At 60.6% G+C, this 15445-nt stretch carries 13 protein-coding genes; 11 read left to right on the top strand and 2 right to left on the bottom strand.

All coding sequences use genetic code 11. The features are described from left to right. Positions 1 to 386: 386 nt before the first annotated feature. Entirely contained in the window at positions 387 to 1475 is a 1089-nt protein-coding gene (locus ACWIKB_RS24115) for an LLM class flavin-dependent oxidoreductase (protein ID WP_475269833.1), read from the bottom strand. A gap of 362 nt (positions 1476 to 1837) precedes the next feature. On the opposite strand from ACWIKB_RS24115, the gene ACWIKB_RS24110 reads away from it, so the two are divergent. The 11 genes from ACWIKB_RS24110 to ACWIKB_RS24060 all read left to right on the top strand — a co-directional run bounded on the left by ACWIKB_RS24110 (position 1838) and on the right by ACWIKB_RS24060 (position 14648). Beyond that, positions 1838 to 2710: an ABC transporter permease gene (locus ACWIKB_RS24110; RefSeq protein ID WP_475269831.1), complete on the top strand. Its 873-nt coding sequence runs from the start codon at positions 1838 to 1840 to the stop codon at positions 2708 to 2710. Between the two features lies 1 nt (position 2711). Next, positions 2712 to 3491, top strand: coding sequence for an ABC transporter ATP-binding protein (locus tag ACWIKB_RS24105; RefSeq protein WP_475269829.1), 780 nt, complete (start codon positions 2712 to 2714; stop codon positions 3489 to 3491). 22 nt (positions 3492 to 3513) lie between these two features. Beyond that, on the top strand, positions 3514 to 4500 hold the full coding sequence (locus tag ACWIKB_RS24100) for an ABC transporter substrate-binding protein (protein WP_475269827.1): 987 nt from the start codon (positions 3514 to 3516) through the stop codon (positions 4498 to 4500). Positions 4501 to 4683: 183 nt separating this feature from the next. Continuing rightward, on the top strand, positions 4684 to 5721 hold the full coding sequence (locus ACWIKB_RS24095) for an isopenicillin N synthase family dioxygenase (RefSeq protein WP_475269825.1): 1038 nt from the start codon (positions 4684 to 4686) through the stop codon (positions 5719 to 5721). A gap of 18 nt (positions 5722 to 5739) precedes the next feature. Continuing rightward, a complete protein-coding gene (locus ACWIKB_RS24090; RefSeq protein WP_475269823.1) occupies positions 5740 to 6564 on the top strand; it encodes a MetQ/NlpA family ABC transporter substrate-binding protein in 825 nt (274 codons plus the stop codon). Then, a complete protein-coding gene (locus ACWIKB_RS24085) occupies positions 6561 to 7532 on the top strand; it encodes a methionine ABC transporter ATP-binding protein (RefSeq protein ID WP_475269821.1) in 972 nt (323 codons plus the stop codon). Before ACWIKB_RS24090 ends, ACWIKB_RS24085 begins: the two co-directional genes overlap by 4 nt. Next, on the top strand, positions 7529 to 8200 hold the full coding sequence (locus ACWIKB_RS24080; RefSeq protein WP_475269819.1) for a methionine ABC transporter permease: 672 nt from the start codon (positions 7529 to 7531) through the stop codon (positions 8198 to 8200). Before ACWIKB_RS24085 ends, ACWIKB_RS24080 begins: the two co-directional genes overlap by 4 nt. Continuing rightward, positions 8197 to 9750, top strand: coding sequence for a sugar ABC transporter ATP-binding protein (locus ACWIKB_RS24075; RefSeq protein WP_475269817.1), 1554 nt, complete (start codon positions 8197 to 8199; stop codon positions 9748 to 9750). Before ACWIKB_RS24080 ends, ACWIKB_RS24075 begins: the two co-directional genes overlap by 4 nt. After that, a complete protein-coding gene (locus ACWIKB_RS24070) occupies positions 9743 to 10768 on the top strand; it encodes an ABC transporter permease (RefSeq protein WP_475269815.1) in 1026 nt (341 codons plus the stop codon). Before ACWIKB_RS24075 ends, ACWIKB_RS24070 begins: the two co-directional genes overlap by 8 nt. Positions 10769 to 10799: 31 nt before the next feature. Beyond that, complete coding sequence (locus tag ACWIKB_RS24065) at positions 10800 to 11855, top strand: substrate-binding domain-containing protein (protein WP_475269813.1); 1056 nt, start codon at positions 10800 to 10802, stop codon at positions 11853 to 11855. Between the two features lie 405 nt (positions 11856 to 12260). Continuing rightward, positions 12261 to 14648: a TonB-dependent receptor plug domain-containing protein gene (locus ACWIKB_RS24060; protein WP_475269811.1), complete on the top strand. Its 2388-nt coding sequence runs from the start codon at positions 12261 to 12263 to the stop codon at positions 14646 to 14648. Between the two features lie 41 nt (positions 14649 to 14689). On the opposite strand, the gene ACWIKB_RS24055 is transcribed toward ACWIKB_RS24060, so the two are convergent. Next, complete coding sequence (locus ACWIKB_RS24055; protein WP_475269810.1) at positions 14690 to 15151, bottom strand: DUF3574 domain-containing protein; 462 nt, start codon at positions 15149 to 15151, stop codon at positions 14690 to 14692. Positions 15152 to 15445: the final 294 nt, after the last annotated feature.

The following is a 15445-nucleotide window of genomic DNA, read 5'->3' as shown; positions in this document are numbered from 1 at the left end:
CCCGCTCCCGCAATGAATCACCGCCGGACACAAATTCAGCACACACAGAAGATCCCCTGTGGGAGCGGGCTTGCTCGCGAAAGCGGTAGGTAAGGCAACATTGATTTCGCCTGGCACGACGCCTTCGCGAGCAGGCTCGCTCCCACAATAAATCACCGCTGGACACAAATTCTGCACACACAGAAGATCCCCTGTGGGAGCGAGCTTGCTCGCGAAAGCGGTAGGTAAGGCAACATTGATTTCGCCTGGCACGACGCCTTCGCGAGCAGGCTCGCTCCCACAATGAATCACCGCCGGACACAAACTCTGCACACACACAGAAGATCCCCTGTGGGAGCGGGCTTGCTCGCGAAGGGGCCTTCAAATCCACCACCGAATCAAACCGCTCACGCCACTTTTTCCGCCGCCTGCCGCTCCCGCTCGGCCACCAATTGGCGAACCAGCGGGATCAGACGCTTGCCATAATCGATAGCGTCATTAAGCGGATCGAAACCGCGAATCAGGAACGTGGTGATGCCCAGGTCGTAATAGTCGAGCAGCGCTTCCGCCACTTGTTCCGGCGTACCAACCAGCGATGTCGAATTCCCTTGCGCGCCGAGCAACCCGGCAATCCCGGTCCACAGCCGCTTGTCCAATCGCGAGCCCTGAGCCGCAGCCGCCAACAACCGCCGGGAGCCTTCGTTCGGCGGTTCGCGGCGTACAAAGCCATTCTTTTCCGCCAAAGCCGTAGCCTGTTCCAGAATGCTTTCGGCACGCTCCCAGGCCTGCGCTTCGGTGTCCGCCAAAATCGGGCGCAGCGACAGGCTGAAGCGAATACTGCGCCCATGCTTCGCTGCTTCGGCGCGCACCTGGTTCACCACTTCGCGCACCTGCTCGTAGGTTTCACCCCACAGCGCGTACACGTCCGCGTGCTTTCCCGCTACCTCAATGGCAGCCGCCGACGAGCCACCGAAATACAATGGAATGTGCGGCTGCTGCGGCGACTTCACGGCTGAGTGCGCGCCTTCGACCTGGTAGTACTTGCCCTGATAGTCGAAGGGCTTTTCGCTGGTCCATTCCTGGCGCAGTACGTCGAGGTATTCATCGGTGCGGGCGTAGCGTTCGTCCTTGCCTATATAGCTGCCATCGGCTCGCAATTCGCGGTCATCGCCACCGGTAATGATATGCACGGCGGTGCGGCCGCCATTGAACACATCGAGGGTATTGAACTGTCGTGCGGCCAGGGTTGGCGCGGCGAAGCCCGGGCGATGCGCGATGAGGAACTTGAGGTTTTTCGTCACGATGGCGGCGTGGGAGGCAATCAGCGTGCTGTCCGGGCTGTTGGAGTGGAACGCCACCAAGGCACGGTCGAAACCGGCCTCATCATGGGCGCGGGCGACGGTCTCCACATAATCAGGCTGCAACACCGGGCCGCTGCGAGGGTGAATTTCCGAGGAATGGTGGCCGCCGATGTAGCCGATAAATTCGATACTCATGCTGAGTTCCTTGTCTTTGGATTGGCGTGATTCAAGCCTCCACCGGGCAGGGGGTCGGTCCATGGTGTCGAAAGTAGGCGCAGCGGGGCAGTGCTGTGAAATGCCGTTTTGTTCTAAGTTAATTATTAATTTAATGAATCATAAGAAATTACAGATATAAGAAGTCCGCATTTTAATCGGGGTCGGAGATGCACGCAGCGAAGGGCGGGGGCTGAGCGTTTTAATTATGCAAATAATTTATCTGGATAATGTTCTATCTGATTTTTAATCATATTAGGTTATTCCCAAAAAGAATTTCACTGGCGTTTTTTATGCGAATAGCATGAATCCGAAGCCATGTTCTTGATGAGGAAGGAAGCCTGATGACTGAAAAGACCTTCGATACACCGAGCGCCAGTAGCTCATTTTCCGTCAACAAGGCGATTGATAGCCCACCTGCGTCGCGGCTGATCCCCAACTGGCTAAGCAATTGGCGAACCCCGGAAGTCTTGCTGCGTTTGCTCAGCCCGATTGCGCTGCTGTTGTTGTGGGAGCTGGCGTCACAGTTCGGCTTGATCCCGCAGCGGGTCATTGCTGCACCGTCACAGATTGGCGGCACGCTATGGGCGATGATCGTCTCCGGCGAGCTGGGCAAGCATTTGCTGGTCTCCCTTCAGCGCGCGTTGTTGGGCTTGAGCATCGGGGTCAGCATCGGCGTGATCGCGGCGCTGATCACCGGCTTGTCGAAGCGCGGCGAGGTGATCCTCGATTCGCCGATGCAGATGCTGCGTACCATTCCTTCCCTGGCCCTGGTGCCGCTGTTCATTCTTTGGTTTGGCATCGGCGAGTTCACCAAGATCGCGCTGATCGTCACCGGTACGACCTTTCCGGTGTACCTCAATCTGTTCTCCGGCATTCGCAACATCGACCCCAAATTGATCGAGGCCGCCAACACCCTGGGCCTGAATCGTCGCGAGTTGATCTGGCACGTGATCCTGCCGGGCTCCTTGCCTTCGTTCTTTGTCGGCTTACGGTATTCGTTGGGGATTTCCTGGCTGGCCCTCGTGTTTGTCGAGCAGATCAACACCACCGCCGGCATTGGTTTCCTGGCCAGTGACGCCCGGGACTTTATGCGCACTGACGTGATCGTTATCTGCCTGTTGATTTACAGCGTCCTCGGTTTGTTGATCGACGGACTGATCCGCACGCTGGAGCGTTTCGCCCTGGCCTGGCGCCCATCTTTTGTGAGGAACTGACATGTCGAACATCGATATTCTGGACACACCATCAACGGCGCCCGTGCAACTGCGTAACGTCGTGCGCCAGTTCGGTCAGCAACGGGTCATCGATGGCCTGGACCTGGACATCGCCCCGGGCGAGTTCGTCGCGTTGCTCGGGGCCAGCGGTTCCGGGAAAACAACTTTATTGCGCAGCCTGGCCGGGCTCGACAGCATCGACAGCGGCCAATTGCGCGTGCCCAAGGCCCGGGCCGCCGTGTTCCAGGAGCCGCGCTTGATGCCCTGGAAACGTGCCTGGAAGAACGTGATCCTCGGCCTGCGCGTCCCGAATGCCAAGGAGCGTGCAGTGCAAGCCTTGACCGAAGTCGGGCTGGCCCATCGACTGGAAGCCTACCCGGCAACCCTCTCCGGCGGCGAAGCGCAGCGAGTAGCCCTGGCTCGTGGCCTGGTGCGCGAACCCAAGCTGTTACTCCTCGACGAACCGTTCGCCGCCCTCGATGCCCTGACCCGGATCAAGATGCATCGGCTGATCATCGAGTTGTGGCGCAAACACACCCCGGCGGTACTGCTGGTGACCCACGACGTGGACGAAGCGATCCTGCTCGCCGACCGCGTCATTGTGTTGGCCAACGGCAAGATTGCCGAGCAATTGACCATCGATTTACCGCGTGCTCGGGATACTGGGCAGGACGGCTTCCAGGCCATCCGTGCACGGTTGTTGAGCTTGTTGGGTGTGGAAGTGGAAAGCGCTGCCGTGGCTGAGCGTCAGCCTGTGCTTCGGCGTTTTGCCCATGCTTGATCGGCCTATATGGAAATCGGCGATGCTGTTGTTGTCCGGTGCCGCGCTGTTGCTCGGTGGCTGCGGTGACGCCGTTGCGCCAAAAGCCCAGGCGGACCTGTCCAGCGTCAAACTGATCCTCGGCGATCAAGCCAAGGGGCTGCGCACGGTGGTCGAGGCAGCCAATGCGCTGGAGGGCATTCCGTACAAGGTCGAGTGGGCCAATTTCCAGGGCGCCGCGCCGCTGTTCGAAGCGTTGCGCGCCGGTGCTGTGGACCTGGGGCCGGCCGGTGATACACCGGTGCTCGCCGTCGCTACCGGTGGCACGCCGCTGCGCATCGTCGCGGTACGCCGCAGTCAATCCCGAGGCATCGGCATTCTGGTGCCGCAGGATTCGCCTATCCATAGCGTCGCCGATCTGAAGGGTCGCAACGTGGTGGTGTCGTCGGCACGGGGCAGCATTTCCCAGTATCTGTTGATTCGCGCACTGGCCAACGCCGGGGTCGATGAGAAGGACGTTAATGTCGGTTTCGTCCTGCCCACCGATGCTTTGTCCGCGTTCAACGCCGGCAAGATCGAAGCCTGGGCCACGTTCGGTATCTACCAGGCATTTGCCGAACAGCAGGGCGCCCGGGTGCTGATCAGCGGCGAAGGGATCAACACCGGGCTGACGTTCATCACGGCGTCGGATGAGGTGCTGAGCGACCCGCTCAAGCGCCAGGCCCTCAGCGATGTATTGCAGCGTTTCGCCAAGGCCTTCGAATGGGCCCGACAAAACCCCGACGAGTACGCGCGGGTGTTCGCCAAGGCCAACGATGTACCGCTGGAAGTCTCGCAGCGGCTGCGCAGTTGGGGCGATGAGTCGTTGCTGCCGGTCGAGCCGCGAGATGTCCAGGCCTTGCAGCAGGTTGACGATTTATTTGTCGAGAAGAAGATCTTTCCCCATCGCGTGGACGTGGAAAAGTTCACCGATGCCCAGGTGTTTTCCAGTGAGTCATTGGCACTGAGTCGAAGCACTTCCACCCAATAAGTCCGGGTTGATCGTCAACAACGCTCCTGTCTCTGACAGGGGCGTTTTTGTGCCTGGAATCCGGGAAAAGCCTGGGTGAAGCGAACCTAAGCTAATGCAAAAAAGATATTTATTACGAGTTTTTAAGATCGTTTAGCTTGGATGCATCGCCACACAAAACATCGTTTCACATGGGAGTGAACCATGCCGCATCCACTGGACATCACCACCTTACCGACCCTCGACCTGTCATTGCTCGACGGCACCCCGGAACAACGCCAGGGCTTTCTTGACGACCTGCGCCACGCCGCCCGGGACGTGGGTTTTTTCTACCTGACCGGGCATGGCATCGACAGCGATTTGCTGAGTCAGGTACAGGGCCACGCTCGCCAATTCTTTGCCTTGCCTGACAGCGAAAAGACCGCGGTCGGCATGATCAACTCGCCACACTTTCGCGGCTACAACCGCGCCGCTTCGGAGATCACTCGCGGCAAGCCTGACTTGCGCGAGCAGTTCGATCTGGGCGCCGAGCGCGAGGTGTTGCCGCAAGATGAAAACAGCCCGTTCTGGGCGCGCCTGCAAGGCCCTAATCAATGGCCGGCCGCACTGCCGGCGCTCAAGCCGTTGCTGCTGGATTGGCAGCACGCCATGACGCGCATGTCCCTGCGCCTGCTACAAGCTTTCGCCCAGGCGCTGGCGCTGCCACACGACGCGTTCGACCGCTTGTACGGCGACAAACCCAACGAACACATCAAGCTGATGCGCTATCCGGGGCAGGGGCCTGGCGGTAGCCATCAAGGCGTCGGCGCACACAAGGATTCGGGTTTCCTGAGCTTCCTGCTGCAAGACCAGCAAGCCGGTTTGCAAGTCGAAATCGAAGAGGGCCGCTGGATCGATGCGCTGCCTCGGGACAACACGTTGGTGGTGAATATTGGCGAACTGCTGGAGCTGGCCACCAACGGTTATTTGCGCGCCACGGTGCATCGGGTGGTGTCGCCGCCCAAGGGCAGCGAGCGCTTGTCGATTGCGTTTTTCCTCGGCGCGCAACTCGACGCGGTGGTGCCGCTGTATCCGTTGCCTACCGCGCTGTTGCGCGAAGCGCGAGGCCCGGCGAGTGATCCGGACAATCCATTGTTTCGTGATGTGGGCTGGAACTACCTCAAGGGTCGCCTGCGCTCCCATCCCGATGTTGCCCAGCGTTTTTACGCCGATGCACTGATCCCCAAAGCACTGTCTGCCTAATCAAAAAGGACTACAAACATGTTGAAAAAAACAGGATTGACCCTGGCCGTGCTGGGCGCTCTGGTGACTTCTTTCAATGCCTTGGCCGTGGAGCCGTTGCGCGTCGCCGCCGACCCGGTGCCCCACGCACAGATTCTGGCGTTCGTGCAAAAGCTCGACCCAAAACTGAACCTCAAAGTGATCGAGATCCCTAACGGTGTGAACTCCAATGAGTTGCTGGTGCACGGCGATGTCGATGCCAATTACTTCCAGCACTTGCCGTACCTGAAGTCCCAGGAACAGGCCCTCGGTGAAAAACTCGCGGTGGCGGCGACCGTGCATATCGAACCGCTGGGGATCTATTCCCATCGACACAAGACCTTCGCCCAGGTCCCGCAACAAGGCACCGTGGCCGTACCGAATAACGTCACCAACCTCAGCCGCGCGTTGTACCTGTTGCAGGACAACGGCCTGATCAAGCTCAAGGCTGGCTTCAACGACCCGGCGACCGATCAGGCAACGCCGAAGGACATTGCCGAAAACCCGAAACAACTGAAAATCCTCGAAATCGAGTCGCCACAGATCCCTCGCGCTTTGGATGATGTCGACCTTGCGGTGATCAACGGTAACTACGCGCTGGAGGCCGGTCTGGTGCCGGCCAAGGATGCGCTGGGGCTGGAGAAGGCTGAGCACAACCCTTACGCGAATATCCTGGTGACCACGCCAAAATTGCAGGACGACCCACGGATCAAGCAACTGGCCAAGGATCTGACGTCGCCGGAAGTGGCCAAGTTCATCACCGATAACTTTGCCGGTTCGGTAATCCCGGTGGTGCCGGTGAGCGTGGCGGCTAACAAGCCATGATCGTCGTCGAGCAGTTGAGCAAAACCTATGGGCCAGGGCAGGCACCGGCGCTGGATCAGGTGTCCCTGAGCATTCCCGATGGCGCGATCTACGGGATTCTGGGGCGCAGCGGGGCGGGCAAATCGACGCTGCTGCGTTGCCTCAATCTGCTCGAACGGCCCAGCTCCGGGCGCATTCTGCTGGATGGCGAGGACCTGACGGCGCTGTCCGACATCGAACTGCGCCGCCAGCGCCAGCGCATCGGCATGATCTTCCAGGGCTTCAACCTGCTGCACTCGCGCAACGTCTTCGACAACATCGCCGTGCCGCTGGAAATCGCCCGCGTCGATAAAGCGCAGCGCCATGCTCGGGTCAAGGAATTGCTGGTTCTGGTAGGCCTGAGCGACAAGGCCCAGGCGTTTCCCTCGCAACTGTCTGGCGGGCAGAAACAACGGGTGGGCATTGCCCGAGCCTTGGCGGCGCGACCGGCGTATCTGCTGTCGGACGAAGCCACCAGCGCCCTCGACCCGGAAACCACCGCTTCGATTCTGCAACTGCTGCGCGACATCAATCGCCAATTGGGCCTGACCATTGTGCTGATCACCCATGAGCTGGACGTGGTCAAGTCGATCTGCGATCACGCCGCTTCACTGGCCCATGGCCGATTAGTTGAGGCCGGGCCGATTACCGAATTACTGGCCAATCCGGATTCCAGCCTTGGCCGCTCACTGCTGCCGGGCTACAGCACACCGTTGGGCAGCGATGCCCTCGACCTGAGTTTTTTCGACAACCTGTTGGCCACCCCGGTGCTCAACGAACTCAAGCAACACGGCGTGGAGCTGGACTTGCTGGCCAGCGGCGTCGAATCCATTGGCGGGCGACGAGTCGGTCGCCTGCGCGTGGCTTTCCGACACCCCGCCGATGAGCCGAAATTGAACCAGGTGGTGGCGTTTCTCGAGCAACGTGGCGTCAGGGTGGAGCGCTCATGAACCGTGTGATCGACTGGAACGAGATCTTGCAACTGGTGCTCACAGCCACCGGTGAAACCCTGTACATGGTCCTGTTGGCGGGGTTGTTCACCTTGCTGATCGGCTTGCCGCTGGGCGTGTTGCTGTTCATCAGCCGCAGTGGTGGTTTGTACCCGATGCCACGACTCAACAAAAGCCTGGGCAGCCTGGTCAACCTGGGTCGCTCGTTGCCCTTTGTGGTGATGCTGATTGCGCTGATCCCGCTGACCCGGCTGGTGGTCGGCACGACCCTGGGCAGCACCGCCGCCGTGGTGCCGATCACCATCGGCGCCTTTCCGTTCTTCGCGCGTATCGTCGAGAACGCTTTGGACGAAGTGGACAAGGGTCGCATCGAAGCGATCCTCGCCATGGGCGGTGATATCTGGCATGTGATTTTCAAAGTGCTGTTGCCCGAAGCGCTGCCGGCGTTGCTGGCGGGCATCACGCTGACGTTGGTGATGCTAATCGGCTTTTCCTCCATGGCCGGGGTTATCGGCGGCGGTGGACTCGGCGACCTGGCGATTCGCTACGGTTACCAGCGCTTCAACAATCAAGTGATGGTCGCCACGGTGGTGGTGCTGGTGATTCTGGTGCAGAGCGTGCAAAGCCTCGGCGATCGGTTGGTGCGCTCGTTGGCGCACCGTCGATGAGGTCGCTGGCCGTGGCGCCCGAGCCGCTGATTCGTGTGCATGAACTGAGCAAAACCTTTGGCGCCAACCGCGCGCTGGAGCGTGTCAGCCTGGAGATTTATCCCGCCGAAGTGGTAGCGCTGCTGGGCGCCAACGGCGCAGGCAAATCGACCCTGGTAAAGATTCTCGGCGGCAGTCAGGCCGCCGATTCCGGTGAGCTGTGGGTCGATGGCCAGCCCCGGCATTTCGCCTCGCCACTGTCGGCGCGCCGGGTCGGGATTGTCGCGGTGCATCAGCAGGTCAACGACGGCATCGCCCCCGGATTGAGCGTGGCGGAAAACCTCTTGCTCGATGAACTCTGCCAGCCCGGCGCGGACTTCTGGCTCAACCGCAAGCGCCTGTTTGAGCGGGCCGCGAGCATCGCTGCCGGCCTCGGTCTGGAGCTGCCATTGGAGCAACCGATTGAACGTCTCGGCCAGGCCGAGCGGCAACTGGTGGTGCTGGCCCGGGCCTTCGCCCTGCAACCGCGTTTGCTGATTCTTGATGAACCGACGGCTGCTTTGTCGGATGTCGAGGCCCAGCGATTGTTCGGTTTGATCGACACGTTGCGCAGTCGCGGCGTGGCGATTTTGTACATCTCCCATCGTCTGTCCGACCTGCAGCGGGTCGCCGACCGCGCCATTGTCCTGCGTGACGGTCAACTGGCCGGCGAATTCAGCGCCCGCCAACTGCCCGAAGCGGTCGAGGCCATGCTCGGCCACGCGCTGGACACCCATGTTTATGAACCGCGCACGGCGGGTCGGGAAGTCCTGACGTTGCGCGGGGCGAAAATCGCACCGCACAAACAGACCTTCGACCTGACCCTTCATGAAGGCGAAGTCGTAGTGCTCACCGGGTTGCTCGGCGCTGGCAAAAGCGAGATCGCCGAAGTGTTGTTTGGCCTGCGAGAAGCGGCGGCCGGCACGTTGCAACTGGATGGCGTTGACTGGCAACCGGGCTCACCACGGGAGGCGATTCGCAGCGGCGTGTTTTTCGCCGCCGAGGATCGCGCCAGCCAGTCGTTGATCGCCGACTTTTCCCTGCGCCGCACCCTGACGTTGCCATTCCTCGAACGCTTCACCCGTGGCGGTTTTATCCGCAACCGGGCGGAGGCAGCGGCGGTGGAAGCGCAGGTCGCGGCACTCGGGATCAAGACTGCCGGGATCGACGTGCCCATGAGTGCGTTGTCCGGCGGCAACCAGCAGAAAGTCGTGCTGGGCCGCTGGCTGCTGGGGGAAGGGCGGGTGTTGATTCTCGATGAACCGTTCCAGGGTGTCGACGTGCGCGCCCGCCGCGAGATCGGCCAATTGCTGCGTGACAGTGCCGCGGGCCGCGCAACCCTGGTGATCTGCGCCGACGTCGACGAAGCCCTGGAAATCGCCGACCGGATTCTGTTGGTGCGCCATCACGCCGTGGTCGCCGAATACCCTCGCGTCAGCCTGAGCCGCGCCACGCTGGTGGCCGCGCTGGCCGGTGTCGAGCCCACGGTTTCACCTGTTCATGCCACGCCAAGGAGTAGAGCGAGTGCCTGATTCGAGTTCGTTGTTATCGACCGCCCCCGCACCAGCGGAGCGGCTGCTGCAAGCGCTGATTCGCTATGGATTGCTCTGGGTGCTGGCACTGATCCTGGTGTTTTTCAGTGTCGCCGAGCCGGCATTCCTGCGGGTCGGCAACCTGTTCAGCATCTTGCAGTCGGTGTCGATTGTCGCGTTGCTTGCGTTGGGCGTGACCCTGACCATGGCGGTTGGCGGCCTCGATTTGTCGATTGGCGCGGTGGCGGCCATGAGCTTGATGATCGCCAGTTACGTGATGGTGGTGCTCGGTTGGGGCGCGGTGCCGGCGGTGCTGATCAGTCTCGCGGGTGGCGCATTGGTGGGGCTGCTCAACGGCTGGCTGATTGTGAAGATGCGGGTGCCGGACATTCTCGCGACCCTCGGCAGCATGTTTCTGGTGATCGGTGTGCAGTTGATTCCTACGGGCGGACGCTCGATTGCAGTGGGCATGACCCTGCCCAATGGCGACGAGGCCGAAGGCACGTTCAGTGCGCTGTTTCTGGCGCTCGGTCGCGGGCGGCTGTGGGACACGGTGCCGATCCCGGTGTTGATCACCGCCGTGGTGGCGCTGGTGGTGTGGCTGTTTCTGGAGCGCACGCGCATCGGCCGTTTGTTCTACGCCATTGGCGGCAACGAGCAGGCGGCACGTCTGGCGGGCGCGCCGGTGCAGCGCTTTAAGTTGCTGGCCTATGTGCTTTCAGCCTTGCTTGCGTCACTCGGCGGGTTGTTGCTGGCGGCGCGTTTGGGTCGAGGCGATGTCAGTTCCGGCAATGGCCTGGTGCTCGATGCGTTGGGCGCGGCGTTGATCGGTTTTGCAGTGCTTGGGGCGAAGAAGCCGAATGCCTTCGGCACCCTGGTCGGCGCGTTGCTGGTAGCCACGTTGCTGAACGGGCTGACCATGCTCAACGCGCCGTATTACGCGCAGGATTTCGTCAAGGGACTGGTGTTGGTGCTGGCCCTGATGTTCACCTTCGGCCTCGCGCATCGGGCGCGTTGAGCCGCTTTTAACGTTCGACCAAGGAAGATGTATGTGCGGATCACTCAAGGTTTTTGTTCGTCATTGCCTGGCCACTGCCGTGTTCTCGGCACTGGCGCTAAATGCCCAGGCCAAAGCACTGCCGGGGGCGCCAGCACCGTTCGACAAGGGCAATGTGCAAATTGCCCTGGTGGGTTATTTGTTCTCCGGGGATTTCACCGAAGCCTATTTGCGCGGCGTCGAGAAACAGACCGAAGCCCTGGGCGCGACCTTGCGCGTGTTCGACGCCCGGCAGCAGGCGGCCAGCCAGCGCGAGATGATTGATCAGGCGATTGACCTCGGGGTTGACGGCATCATCGTCCAGCTCGGCCTGGCGGAAACCCTCAAGGGCCCGATTGACCGGGCCATCGCCAAGGGCATCAAGGTAGTCGCGTTCGACGTCGACCTGAACACCCCGCAAGTCACCCAGGTCGAGCAGGATCACCACGCTTTGGCGCGTCTGGCACTGGATCAAGCGGTCAAGGACAACGGCACGCGCTTCGATGCCGGTTACGTCTACATCAGCGGCTTCACTCCGATGGAGCGCCGCGACGAGATCTGGAGCCAGGTCAAAGCCGCGAATCCGGGGATCATCGAGAAGGCGCGCTTCGGCACACTCAATCCACCGATTGCCAACTCCGTTGCGGATCAGGCCAGCGCCGTGTTGCGCGCCAATCCGGGGATCAGCGTGATCTTCGCGCCGTTCGACGAGTTCGCCAAAGGCGCGAAAATTGCGGTGGACGAGGCGGGTCTTGGCAAGAAGGTGAAAATCTACAGTGCGGATATTTCCACCGCCGATATCCAGATCATGAAAGAGCCAGACAGTGCGTGGGCGGCGACGGCGGCGGTGAATCCGCAAGTAGCTGGGGCGATCAGCGTGCGCAGTCTGGCGATGCTGATTGCCGGGGAGAATCCGGGGCACAAAGTGCTGGTGCCGCCGACGTTGATTACCCGGCAACAACTGCTGGATCTGGATGTAAAGAACGTTCGGGATCTGGCGCAGAAACTGCCGGCGTTTGGTGATACGGCGAATGTGGCGCGGACTTCGTGGATTCCTGCTGCGGACTAACATTGCCCTGACTACTGTTTACATACCCTGTGGGAGCGAGCTTGCTCGCGATAGCGGTCTATCAGTCAATATTTATGTTGAATGTTAAGCCACTATCGCGAGCAAGCTCGCTCCCACAGGGTGCTGTGTTTTATTTGATATAGGTGGTTTGGCTTAGTTGGTTTTTTGCCGATATAACCTAAGTAGTATTGGTTCTTTTCCAATCTTCAGCCCCTCGTCTAGCATCGCCCTGTACTAACTTTGGGGTTCTATTGTTCGGGTGCTATTGCACTTGAAAACATGCTTTAACAGCCTTCGCTGCCTTCCTGATTACTAAAACTACAGCAGACATTGCCGTGCACTTTTTGCCGACTTCATTTTGTTGGCAAAGGGCCGGGTATTAGCTGCGATAAAAGGAGCTGTTCCATGTATCACCGTTCTCGTTCATTACTCGCCGCTGCTGTAGTCACAGCAATGACACAACTTCCCGTGCAGGCCGAAGAAGTTTCGGCACGTGCCGACGACGACACACGGCTGGGGACCGTGCTGGTCACCGGCACCCGTGGCACCGCGCGTACGGTGCTGGATTCGCCAGTGCCGGTGGACGTGCTGACCGCCGAGGATCTCAAGTCCGCCGGGGCCAGTAACGGCGAACTCGGCCAGGCGTTGCAGACGTTGTTGCCGTCGTTCAGTTTTCCGCGCCAATCCAACTCCGGCGGCGCCGACCATGTGCGGGCCGCGCAGTTGCGTGGCATGAGTCCCGATCAAGTGCTGGTGCTGGTCAATGGCAAGCGCCGCCACACTTCAGCGCTGGTCAATGATTCGTCGAAGATCGGCCGGGGCACGGCGCCGGTGGACTTCAACTCGATTCCGATCAGTGCGATCAAGCGCATCGAGGTACTGCGCGACGGCGCCGGTGCGCAATACGGGTCCGATGCGATTGCCGGGGTGATCAACATCATCCTCGACGACGCGCCAGAGGGCGGTGAAGTCTCCACCACTTATGGCGCCTACCACACCCATCAGGATGCGATCGGCAAGACCACCACCGACGGCCAGAACAGCATGACCACCGCCAAGATCGGCACACGCCTTGGCGAGGAGGGCGGGTTCATTCGTGGCGGCACTGAGTACAAGGATCGCGACCCGACCAACCGCGCCGGTTTCGACGGTTTCGCCGATACGCCGGGCCAGCGCAACTACGTGATGGGCGACGGTATCGCCCGGGACGTCAATGCCTGGTTCAACTCCGAATTGCCCCTGGCCGGCGGCAAGGCCTATTCCTTCGGCACTTACAACGAACGCCACACCACCGGCGCCGAGTTCTATCGCTACCCGTCCGAGCAGCCGCAGTTCTATCCCAACGGTTACCTGCCGCAATCCCTGGGCGACAACCAGGACATCTCCGCCACCGCCGGTTTCAAGGGCCTGATCGGTGACGATTGGGACTTCGACAGCAGCGTCACCCACGGCCGCAATCACTTTGATTCCGCGACCCGGCGCACCCTCAACGTTACCCTCGGCGCCGATTCGCCGACGCGGTTCGACACCGGCGAATACGAGTTGCGCCAGACCACCGCCAACCTCGATTTCACCCGCGAGTTGCGCCTGGCCGGACGTCCGTTCGTGCTGGCCGTGGGCGGTGAATATCGCTACGAAAACTACCTGACCTTTGCCGGCGACGAAGCTTCGTACGTCGGCACGGGCGCGGACGGCGCGAACGGTTTACGCCCGAGTGAAGAGGTGGACCTGGATCGCAACGTGTTCGGTACCTACGCCGAGTTGTCCGGCGACGTCACTGACCGCTTGTTCGTCGACGCCGCCACGCGCTGGGAGCGTTACGACGACGCCGGCAGCAAACTCACTGGCAAGCTCAGCGGGCGTTATCGTTTGACTGATCAATGGGCGTTGCGCGGCGCGGTCTCCAACAACTTCCGTGCACCGTCCCTGGCACAAATCGGCTTCCAGAACACCACCAGCAACTTCGGCGACGGCGGCACGCTCACCGACATTCGGGTGCTCTCGGTCAACGACCCGATTGCCCGTGCCCTCGGTGCTGAAAAGCTCGATCCGGAAACCTCGAAAAACTTCAGCCTCGGCCTGACCGCGCAACTGAGCGAGCGCTTCGATGCGTCCCTCGATGTGTTCCGCATCGACGTCAAGGATCGCGTGACGCTGTCGCAACGCATCGGCAGCGACGCGCTGGAGCAGTACATCAACGACAACTTCGGTGTGGCCGGCGTGCACGACGTGAACTTCTTCACCAACGCTGCCGACACCCGCACCGATGGCGCCGAACTGGTGCTCAACTACCATCAGCCGTTGTACGAAGGGTTGCTGGGATTGACCACGGCCTACACCTACAACCACACCAAAGTCACCAAGACCAAAGGCACGCCGTCGCAACTCACTGCGCTGGGGATCGGCAACGACGCGTTGGTCGGCGTCGAGGAACGCAACACCTTGACCGACGCCGCGCCCAAGGATCGCTTCATGATTTCCGCGAATTGGGCCAGTCAGCACTGGGGTTTGCTCGGACGCCTGACCCGTCAGGGCGAAACCACCCGGGTCTTCGATTTCGGCGATTCGCAGCCTGAGCAAACCTACGGCGCGGTCTGGCAGCTGGATGCCGAAGTGCAATACAAATTCACCCCCAAGTTCGACATCGCCCTGGGTGGCAACAACCTGACCGACAACTACCCGGAGCGCTCCAAGTCGGAAATCAACTACGGCGGCAACCTGCCGTATGACGTGCTGTCGCCGATTGGTACTAACGGCGCTTACTACTACGCTCGCGCCACTTACGGCTTCTAAGTGCTGCCGCCACCCTGCGTGGGTGGCGGTTCATTGGCTATTTAGAAAGAGACTTGCGCCGGTTGCGACAGCCGCAGCACCGACAGGTCGCCGGTAATCCGTTTCCAGGCGAGGCGAATCGCTTCGATGTCCTTGTCATGCCGGGCGTCGTTCTCGTGAAGAATCACGATGACTTTGGTGCCCAGGCGCTCGGGCTCCTTGGTGCCGTGGTCACGCCATTGGCCGTAGGCGTCGAGCACGCTGAAGCCGTCCGGAAAACGCGGCGTGACCTCTTGATCGAGAAACTCGCGCCAGCGCGCGGGGCTGATCACACCTTCCTTGCCTTCCAGTGGTCCCACCGAGAAATACAACTCGGTGCGCACCCATTGCGCCTGCGCCGGACGCGTGGCGTCGCCTTGCAGGGTCGAACTGGCGGGATCTTTGGTATGTACGGAAACCGGAGGCGGGCTGGCACACCCGGCGACCGCCAGGAACAGTGCTGCCAGTAAAAGGCGTTGAGGCATGGAACGTCCTTATTTAGCGAGTTGGAGAGCGTGGCTATTATAAGGTGGCGGCTTAATAGCTAGAAAAGATTAAAAAGTAAGGCTGGTGGCAACTAACGGAATAAGCGAGCGAATGAAAAAAGTTGGCGCTGGTTAGAACGAATATTTCTTTCAGTTATTTATATAGCTTCCAGTCGAATATCCATGACCGATGAAAACATGCCGCAGTATTCTTATTTTCCGTCATGACCATCAATACGCTGCTACAGCAGTCACAAGTGTCCCGTGCGCGACACTAAATCGGCTCCGGCGTCC

This window comes from Pseudomonas sp. 5Vm1k, assembly GCF_056161485.1.
The sequence above is the reverse complement of the archived record's forward strand: the minus strand, read 5'-3'. Positions and strand labels throughout refer to the sequence as shown.